Annotated in this window: 1 protein-coding gene; it reads left to right on the forward strand. The window is 60.0% G+C overall.

All coding sequences use genetic code 11. The features are described 5' to 3' along the window. Window positions 1-823: 7TMR-DISM family protein (locus B3187_RS12345; protein ID WP_286806777.1), on the forward strand; the 823-nt coding region annotated here is incomplete at both ends.

The raw sequence follows: 823 nt of genomic DNA on the forward strand, positions 1-823 counted from the left end.
CTGGCTCCGGCTGGATATCACCAATACCGACACCCGCCCTCGGCGGCTGATCCTGGATATTGCCCAACCTCTGCAGGATTACATTGACGCCTGGTGGATGATCGACGACGGTACTGTCCGCGAATGGCACACCGGCGACCGCCGGCCGCTGAGTGACCGCCCCTTCCGCTACCGGGCTTTTGCGCTTTCATTACCGCTGACGCCCGATCAGAGCGGAACCCTGCTGATTCGCTTCAGCAGTCACGACGGCCTCTACGATGCACTGCCGCTGACCCTCAGCAGCGACGCGGCGTTTTTCAAACGCAATGATGCCGAGTCCCTCGGATTCGGCTTTTATTACGGCGCCATCACCATCCTGCTGCTCTACAACCTGATCGTCGGCCTGGTCACCCGCGAGCGGAACTTTGTGCTCTACAGCGTCTACCTGTTCTTCTTCCTCAGCTGGAATCTGGCATTTCGCGGCTACCTGGGCATCAGTCTGCTGGCCGACTACCCCACCCTCAACAATATGGCGGTCGCGGTACTGTCCTGTGGGTTGTTTTTCTCCCTGGTGGCGTTCACCCAGGGCTTCCTCAACCTCAGACAGACACTCCCACTCACCGGCCGATTGCTCTGGGGGCTCAGCGCCCTTTTGCTGATCCCCACAGGGCTGGCGGTGATGGATGTCTACGCAACCACTTTTGCGGTGCTAATTCCTATCGCCGTTGTGATTCTTCTGGTTGTGCTGTACGCCGGAGCCCGCGCGTCGCTGCGAGGATCGGTCTCCGCCCGTATCTTTCTGCTCGCCTGGACGCTGCTGATCGGCGCAGTGTTTGCCTACTAC

Origin of the sequence: Marinimicrobium sp. UBA4209 (assembly GCF_002381585.1) — a bacterium.
Classification (GTDB): Bacteria; Pseudomonadota; Gammaproteobacteria; order Pseudomonadales; family Cellvibrionaceae; genus Marinimicrobium; species Marinimicrobium koreense.